This window comes from Halobacillus litoralis, assembly GCF_020524025.1.
In the GTDB taxonomy this organism is placed as follows: Bacteria; Bacillota; Bacilli; order Bacillales; family Halobacillaceae; genus Halobacillus; species Halobacillus litoralis_D.
The window spans coordinates 435189-443528 of the sequence record NZ_JAIVKN010000004.1 but is presented as its reverse complement, the minus strand read 5'-3'; the positions used below and the strand labels follow the sequence as shown (position 1 = coordinate 443528).

10 protein-coding genes are annotated in these 8340 nt (G+C 40.5%); 4 read left to right on the top strand and 6 right to left on the bottom strand.

The window, feature by feature from the left end; genetic code table 11:
• Window positions 1-502 precede the first annotated feature (502 nt).
• The gene (locus tag LC036_RS16390; protein WP_226585194.1) at window positions 503-1369 is read right to left on the bottom strand and encodes a nucleotidyltransferase-like protein; all 867 of its coding nucleotides are present in this window, start codon (window positions 1367-1369) and stop codon (window positions 503-505) included.
• Between the two features lie 132 nt (window positions 1370-1501).
• On the opposite strand from LC036_RS16390, the gene LC036_RS16385 reads away from it, so the two are divergent.
• Complete coding sequence (locus LC036_RS16385; RefSeq protein WP_226585192.1) at window positions 1502-1873, top strand: YgzB family protein; 372 nt, start codon at window positions 1502-1504, stop codon at window positions 1871-1873.
• Between the two features lie 194 nt (window positions 1874-2067).
• On the opposite strand, the gene perR is transcribed toward LC036_RS16385, so the two are convergent.
• The 5 genes from perR to LC036_RS16360 form a co-directional block, all read right to left on the bottom strand.
• The gene (perR, locus tag LC036_RS16380; RefSeq protein WP_226585190.1) at window positions 2068-2511 is read right to left on the bottom strand and encodes a peroxide-responsive transcriptional repressor PerR; all 444 of its coding nucleotides are present in this window, start codon (window positions 2509-2511) and stop codon (window positions 2068-2070) included.
• Between the two features lie 121 nt (window positions 2512-2632).
• Window positions 2633-3190, bottom strand: a complete 558-nt coding sequence (locus LC036_RS16375; protein ID WP_226585168.1) for a cob(I)yrinic acid a,c-diamide adenosyltransferase — start codon at window positions 3188-3190, stop codon at window positions 2633-2635.
• 1 nt (window position 3191) lies between these two features.
• Entirely contained in the window at window positions 3192-4145 is a 954-nt protein-coding gene (locus LC036_RS16370; RefSeq protein ID WP_226585166.1) for a D-2-hydroxyacid dehydrogenase, read from the bottom strand.
• A gap of 80 nt (window positions 4146-4225) precedes the next feature.
• Window positions 4226-4696 carry a thioredoxin-dependent thiol peroxidase gene (gene bcp, locus LC036_RS16365; RefSeq protein WP_226585164.1) on the bottom strand — a complete coding sequence of 157 codons (471 nt, stop codon included), beginning with the start codon at window positions 4694-4696 and terminating at the stop codon, window positions 4226-4228.
• Between the two features lie 62 nt (window positions 4697-4758).
• Entirely contained in the window at window positions 4759-5169 is a 411-nt protein-coding gene (locus LC036_RS16360) for a potassium channel family protein (RefSeq protein WP_226585162.1), read from the bottom strand.
• A gap of 194 nt (window positions 5170-5363) precedes the next feature.
• Between LC036_RS16360 and LC036_RS16355 the strand changes: the two genes are divergently transcribed.
• The 3 genes from LC036_RS16355 to LC036_RS16345 all read left to right on the top strand — a co-directional run bounded on the left by LC036_RS16355 (window position 5364) and on the right by LC036_RS16345 (window position 8317).
• Window positions 5364-5450: a YjcZ family sporulation protein gene (locus LC036_RS16355; protein WP_079478425.1), complete on the top strand. Its 87-nt coding sequence runs from the start codon at window positions 5364-5366 to the stop codon at window positions 5448-5450.
• 212 nt (window positions 5451-5662) lie between these two features.
• Entirely contained in the window at window positions 5663-6958 is a 1296-nt protein-coding gene (locus LC036_RS16350) for a glutamate-1-semialdehyde 2,1-aminomutase (protein ID WP_226585160.1), read from the top strand.
• A gap of 291 nt (window positions 6959-7249) precedes the next feature.
• Window positions 7250-8317 (top strand): FUSC family protein, encoded by a 1068-nt coding sequence (locus LC036_RS16345; RefSeq protein ID WP_226585158.1) that lies wholly within the window; start codon window positions 7250-7252, stop codon window positions 8315-8317.
• Window positions 8318-8340 lie beyond the last annotated feature (23 nt).

Below are 8340 nucleotides of genomic sequence, written 5' to 3'. Positions count from 1 at the left end.
ACTGGTTGGTTCGTTCAGTTTTCAAAGATCAAAATGTTGTTTGCCGCTTCAAAACAGCGACTCAACTATCATATCATTTCAAAGCGTTTTGTGTCAACAACTTTTTTATGATTTGTTTTAATGTCGTTTTTAGCGACATTTCCTACTATATCACTTGCAGTTGTTATTGTCAACAACCTTTTATGATGTTTTGTTCCATGCCGTTTTTAGCGACAGATATTAATTTATCACTTAAAGTCATTTCTGTCAACAACTTTTTTTATGATGTGAATATCTTTCGTCTGCTCTCTTTTAAAGCGACATTTAACAATTTATCACGTCTGAGCTGTTTCTGTCAACAACTTTTTCAGTGAACTTTTCAAGCTCTCCGCTTGCCAGTCGCGCTCTCAATGCGACGTTTAATAATATAGCACGGATTGTTTTCAACCGTCAATAACTTTTATAAAAAAACCTCTTTCTCATTTAATACAGAAAGAGGTTTTTCTTCACTAACCTTTCCCCATTATACAGAGGTATATCTTCTATGGAAGATATGCGCCCCTTTCGTTTCCTGAGGGACAACTTTGATGAGCCCATGATCCACCAAATACTCCATCATGGACGAAAGGTCAAGGATATATTCCTGAATTTCGGGATGAACCTTTAATTCCCCAAATGCCCATGGCTCTGTTCTTTCGTTCATTACCTGGAGCAAATGTTGAGCACTGGAACGTGCCCGCTTACTTATAGAGTGTTCAACGGCAAGAATCATCAGTTGAATTCTTTTATCTGTCGGCTCTCCGCTTTCTATCAATTCTTGATAAAGCTTATATATTTCTGGTTCAATCCGTTTCACTTGATTCCAGACTGTTACTTCCGGATGAAAACCTTTTTCTATGATAGATAAGCGCGCAAGATAGTGAAGGGAGTTGACCATACGGCTATAGGAATCCAAATACTGTTCAGAATCATACAGATCTTTCGATTCACTATAACTGCGGATCAACTTAGCAAATTCAATAGCTTTCTTCAAATCACGCGTTTTCTGAGGAAATGACCGTAAATGTTCCTTCATCAAAGTGACGTATTCATTTCTCTCATAGATAATACTTCCATTAATCACCCATTCTACAGCACGACGATAAGAGCTTGTATCAATCCAATGCTGGAGGAGAGTCTCATCCACAATATGCATAGCGGCTGATTTATTTTCAAATTCATAATGTTTCACATACCATAACTCATCGGCATCACGTACAATAATGAACAAAATCACATCAAAATTATCAGTCACAGGACTAATTGGTTTGTTCTTTTCTAAGATCAGGACACCTAATGTATTGCTCTGGCTGGCTCTTTCTTGATATATCGGGCGTAATAAATCTTCCATCTTCTTTCCCCCACATTCAGTTTCCCTTTCGTGTTTTTATTCGCTATTTTCTCGCAAAATCCTTTCTCGTTAATATATTTGTCCTATAAAAATATGCTATACTACTTTATAGATAATAAGGAGGGACGCAGAGTGGCTTTAAAATACAGCAGCAAGATCAATAAGATTCGTTCCTTTGCTTTCTGGCTTATCTTTCTCGGTATTGGCGTCATGTATATCGGCCTTGTTTTCAAAGATACGTCTTGGTTGATGGCTACTTTCATGATTTTAGGCATGTGTTTTGTGGGATTAAGCACAGTCGTATATTTTTGGATCGGAATGCTCTCCACAAGAACGATACAAATTGTATGCCCTTCCTGTGAGAAACCCACTAAGATGCTGGGACGTGTAGATGCCTGCATGCACTGCGACCAACCCTTGACGATGGACAAGTCGCTGGAAGGTAAAGAGTTTGATGAGAAATATAATACAAAACGGTACAAAAAACAAGAGACTCAAAGCTAACCATAAAACTTAATCAAAAAAGAGCCGCTTCCGGGAAGCGGCTCTTTTTTGATTAGATATGATCACTCTACTTCTAAATGTCATTCATTTTAAAGCAGTGTCTTTATTAATGAAGTAACCAGCAACAGATATCCAATAAGATTCTGTCTTTTTAATGGAATTTATAAAAAAACTGAAAGCAGTGGCTTCCAGTTTTAATGAGCATTATTGGATTGGCAGTTCGGACACATTCCATAGACTTCCATACGATGATGACTTACATTAAATCCAGTCACCTGTTCAGCTAATGACTCCACTTCATTTAAACTAGGGTAGTGAAAATCAACAATTTTACCGCATGATTCACATATCGCATGATAATGATCACTCGTATTACAATCAAAGCGGCTTGAGGAATCCCCATATGTGAGTTCTCGAACAAGTCCGATCTCTCGGAATACACGGAGATTATTATAAACCGTAGCAACACTCATGTTTGGAAATTTACTTTCTAATGCCTTGTAAATTTCATCAGCTGTAGGGTGAGTCATAGAATTCAGCAGGTATTCAAGCACCGCATGACGCTGTGGTGTAATTCGAACGCCAGAGCCCTTTAGGGTATCTATAGCATCCTGGAGTCGATGGTCAGACACAGTCATGCACCTCGCTTTCATAAACTGATTCTTGATTTATAATATTATTAAATTAGAATCTTTATAATTAGTGTAACCTGTTATTAAAGCAGTTGTCAATAAAAAGCCATGCGCCCGCAGTCTACGTTTATACATCCGGAGCAAGCTGTGTTTCTGTTCCCCCAAGCTTCTTATTTACATAACGTGCCGCTACAAACAGGAAATCAGATAGTCGATTTAAATAAGATACGACGAGAGGATTGCTTAGATCTTCTTCTAATGCTACAGCCATTCTTTCAGCCCTTCTTACAACCGTTCTTGCTAAATGCAGAGAAGCTGATGCTTGATGTCCGGACGGAAGGATGAAATTTTTCAAAGGATCCAGCTCTTTGTCCCAAAGGTCAATTTGCTTTTCCAATTGTTCAATATGTTCGTTTTTGACCTTCCATGCCACTTCTTTTCCTTGAGGAGTAGCAAGTTCTGCCCCCACATGAAATAAAACTGTCTGTACTTTCTGCATAACTTCCATAAAAAACTCTTTCTCTGACCAGTCTTCTTTCCTCAAATGGCTGAGAGCAAGACCAATCGTGGAATTCGCTTCATCACATGTCCCGTATGCCTCTACTCTAATATCATTTTTCGGAACGCGTTGTCCATAAATTAATGAAGTCTGACCCTTATCTCCTGATCTTGTATAGATTCTCACGTCAATACCCCCTCTTAGGATCAATAATATTCCGTAACTCACCTGCTCCACTTAAAAATACTTCTAAATTTTCTTCAAAGAGTTGAAACCCGCGTGGAACATATTCTGGAGATATACCAGATATGTGTGGAGTAACTGTTACCTTCTCTTCACTCCAGAAAGGGTGGTCTTCAGGTAAAGGTTCCTCTTCAAATACATCAAGAACTGCATGAGAGATCTGCCTGTTCTGTACTGCCTCCAGAATTACCTCAGAGGACACCAGATCCCCTCGGCCCATATTCAAAAATACACAGTCTGACGGCATAATAGTGAAATGTTCAGCTTTAAGCATATGCTTTGTTTCTGATGTGCTCGGCAGTACAGAAACCACAAAGTCTGCCGTCTGCAAAACTAGATCGACCTGGCTGACAGGGAAGACCTGGTCAAAATACTCTTTTGACCTCCCCGATCTTGATAAACCAAGCGTTTTCATCTTAAAGGCTTTGGCTAAACGGGCGACTTCCTGGGCAATGGCTCCCGTACCAAGCAAAACCATTGTCTTTCCACTAATTTCATTCATAACAAGTTTACGGTTCCACTCTTGCTTTTGTTCTTGTTCCATTAATTTTTTTTCTTTACGTGACACTTGCAGCAACATTGAAATCGCATACTCAGCCATTGGCTGTGCATGAATTCCACGGACATTGGTCACTAAAATCCCCCGCTCATTAATTTTCTCAAAAGGCATGCGGTCCATTCCAGCGGATAATACCATAATCCACTTTAATTTCTTTGCAGCCTGCAGTTTCTCAGCATCCAGATCTTCTCCGTATGTAATAAACACATCTGCCGAACTGAGATAATGACGAGCTTCCCCCATCCCATGACAGAAGATGAATTCAGCTTCGTCAAAACGTGTGCGCAACCGAATTTGAATGTCATCAGGTACCCGCTTAATTGCAGAGACGATCTTCACCTCTCTCACCTCTTCCCTTTTCTTCTATATTAGACTATAAAGAAACCATAGTCACTTCATGACTATGGTTTCGACACATTCTATTGAAGATTTTCGCGAATATATTCCAGAGCAGCTTCTACGTGCCCATCCACTTTTACTTTACGGTATTCTTCAGATAACGTTCCTTCTTTATCAATAATAAATGTTGAACGTTCAATTCCGTAATATTCTTTTCCGAAGTTTTTCTTTAACTTCCAAACACCAAATTGCTCAGAGACTTGATGATCTTCATCAGCCAATAGCAGGAATGGAAGGTCATGCTTATTAATGAACTTTTCGTGAGATTCTACAGGATCTGGACTGACACCTAATATTACAGCGTCAAGGTCAGCAAAGCTTTCATGATGATCGCGGAAATCACACGCTTCTGTTGTACACCCCGGAGTCATATCCTTTGGATAGAAATAAAGAACCACATTCTTCCCTTTATAGTCAGAAAGAGAAACCGATTCTCCATTGTTTGCCGGTAATGTGAAATCTTGTACTTGTTTTCCTTTTTCTACAGTCATTCTGGAACCCTCCTTTATCATCTATCTACTAGACTACATGAAACAAAGGGAAACTTCCAATATCAACTTTTAGGATGGTTATTCTGCCACACTTTAGCTACCAGGGCCGCCGGGAGTGTATAGCCAATCATCGCTTCTATAATAGCCAGCCCTTTCCCTATCCCTACAGGAATCATATCTCCATAGCCGACAGTAAAGAGAGTCACTCCGCTAAAGTAGATGCTGTGAATGATATCCTCCGCCCAATTTAATGAGGAGTTGCTGTATTCTTGACTATACACTTCATATCCTTGATTCATTAATGCAGCATAGATAATACCAAAACCTATCATAACAACCGTATACAAAAGCATGATGGAAACAAATAGCTGGAGGGAAAATATTCTATGTTCAAACTCCAAAGAATGAAAAGCCTGACGGAGACTGGCCACAATTAAGGTTAGAGACGCTATACTAATTAGTATGGTAACCATTAGACGCTCCTTTATTTGTTGAAGAATTCACTTTTGGACAGCCGAGCCCTAGTCTTTCTTATGTAGACATACACATGTTTATGCACAACAGAAATGTGCTTGCCCCATCCATTTACAAAAAAAACGGGCGAACGCACACCCCACTTTTCCCGACTGGCATAAGATACAGTAAACCACGGAAAGGGGGAATTGTAATGGGTTACGGATATGGCGGAGGCTTTGCGCTAATCGTTGTTCTTTTCATCCTTCTAATCATCGTTGGTGCAGCGTTCGTATACTAAAATAAATGCGCACTGGGATATGGATGCGTCCATCTGAAACCAGAGCCTATTTCCTCATGTAAACGATCGGTTTACTGTTTCAACGCTCTAGAGTGAAGGGACCAAACCAAAAGTACTCCAATCTTTAAGGTTGGAGTACTTTTACACACTCCAAAGTTGATGGACAAGCATGCTACAATGAATAAGAACAGCCATGTCTTAGGAGGTACAAAATGAATTTTAACCAATCAGAAAAACTATATAATGATGCAAAAGAACACATCGTCGGAGGAGTAAACTCTCCATCAAGAGCTTACAAAGGTGTAGGGGGCGGAACTCCTGTATATATGGAACGGGCAGAAGGATCTCGTTTTTATGATGTTGATGGTAATGAGTATATTGATTATTTAGGAGCTTACGGACCAATCATTACAGGACACGCCCATCCCCACATCACAGAAGCCATTACAAAAGCCGCACAGAATGGCGTCCTATATGGAACACCTACAGTCCTTGAAAATCGTTTCGCTAAAATGTTAAAAGATGCGATTCCTTCACTGGATAAAGTTCGCTTTGTCAACTCAGGAACGGAGGCTGTGATGACAACGATCCGCGTAGCACGCGCTTATACTGGCAGAAACAAAATCATAAAATTCGCCGGGTGCTATCATGGACATTCCGATTTGGTTCTCGTTGCAGCAGGGTCCGGACCTTCCACTCTCGGTACACCGGATTCAGCAGGCGTGCCCGCTTCTATTGCACAGGATGTCATCACGGTTCCGTTTAACGATATTGAACCTTTTAAAGAAGCTTTGAATAAATACGGTGACCAAATTGCAGGTGTCCTTGTCGAACCAATCGTAGGAAACTTCGGCATTGTAGAACCGAAACCTGGTTTCTTGAAGCAGGTAAACGAACTGACACATGAAGCAGGGGCTTTAGTCATTTATGATGAAGTCATTACCGCTTTCCGTTTTACATATGGCAGCGCCCAACAGTTGTTAGACATTGAGCCCGATATGACAGCCATGGGTAAAATCATAGGTGGCGGTCTTCCTATCGGCGCTTATGGCGGACGTGCAGATATTATGGAGCAGGTGGCTCCACTGGGGCCTGCGTATCAAGCAGGTACCATGGCGGGAAATCCAGCCTCTATGTCAGCAGGAATTGCCTGTTTAGAAGTGCTGCAGGAAGATGGAGTTTATGAAGAGATGGATCGACTGGGGCAGCGCTTGGAAAGTGGGATTTGGAAACATGCTGAAGATGCGGGCATCACCATCCAGATCAACCGCTTGAAAGGTGCGTTGACCGTCTACTTCACAGAAGAAAAAGTGGAGAACTATGAACAAGCCGAACAGACGGATGGCGATAAATTTGCTAGATTCTTTAAGTTAATGCTTGCCGAAGGAATAAACCTTGCCCCTTCTAAATATGAAGCCTGGTTCCTTACAACCGCCCACACAGATGAAGATATAGATCGTACACTCGAAGCTGTAAAACGCACGTTCCAAAAAATGGCTGAAGAGTAATAAAAAAACCTTCCCTTCTAAAGGGGAGGTTTTTTATTTAAATTCATTTGCTTCTTACGTTTTTTCATGCTATTATATATACATAATTCTGAATATTCACACGAATTATGATCTTTGTTTCATTTCTTTCCCTTTTCATAGGTTTCAGTTCTCGGACTGAATCCCCTTTGGCTTATGCTGTAAAATGCATAGGTCTTTTCTTTTGGATTCTTTTAGCTGCTATCATGTATAATGATGGCATCCCCCTTTTACCATGAAGGGGTTTTTATTTGTAAAAGGATGATGTATGTTATGAAATTGGGCGCACGCATGATGAAAACTGGACTTGCTGTTGGGATTGCTCTTTATATCGGGCACTTAATCGGGTTTGTATCTCCACTTCTAGCTGCCATTGCAGTCGTATTTTCCATACAGCCCTCCATCTATCGTTCTTACCAATCTATTATAGAGCAGGTCCAGGGAAACACAATTGGAGCGGTTATTGCCGTGGTTGCTGTTTTCACTCTTGGTAACGATCCTTTCATTGTAGGCTTTGCCATTATTTTAGTTATCGGATTAACGACTACATTGAAAATGAATGAGAATACGATCGCTCTGGCTGTCGTTGCTGTTATCGCACTGATGGATGCCACCGATCAAACGTTTCTTTACTTCGCAGGTTCAAGGTTTACATCGATGATTCTCGGAATTTTAGCCGCATTTATTGTGAACTTAGTGTTTCTTCCTCCTAAGTATGAGACACGGCTTTTCACGAAAATTGACCGGGCTACAAACGATATTCTTCAATGGCTGCGTGTTACAACCAGACAACTATCCGATGAACCAGCTCTAAAATACGAAATTACACGTATTCAAGATGACATGAGATGGGTCGATCATACCTACCTGCTCTATTCGGAAGAACGCACTTACTTTAAAGGCAGCAGATTTTCAAAAGGTAGAAAAATGGTGCTTTTCAGGCAGTTAATTACCACAACCAAAAAGTCGTTTGATGTTTTAAAAGCCTTTTACCGCTTGGAACATAAAATTGAACAAATCCCTGAGGACTTCCAGGATGCCGTCGTTCAAGAATTAGATAAACTAATTAATGCCCATGAAAAGCTGATCCTAAGCTTGAAAGGCCGGATTAAAAGAACGCACAAACAATCTTTGCGTAATATAGAAGAACCGGACATCCCTCTCCTTGTCGAACGACTAATGTATGTATATGAGAAGACCAACAATCCGGATAAACTTGTATTTCTACCTCTTGCCTCCCAGCTAATGGAATACCACTATCAGTTGGAACGCTTGAAACGTTTGCTGAAAAGCTATCAAAACCATCACCACGACAATTTTATTAAAACATCAGAGAGATAAAAAAAGGCAGCCCAATGAAGCGG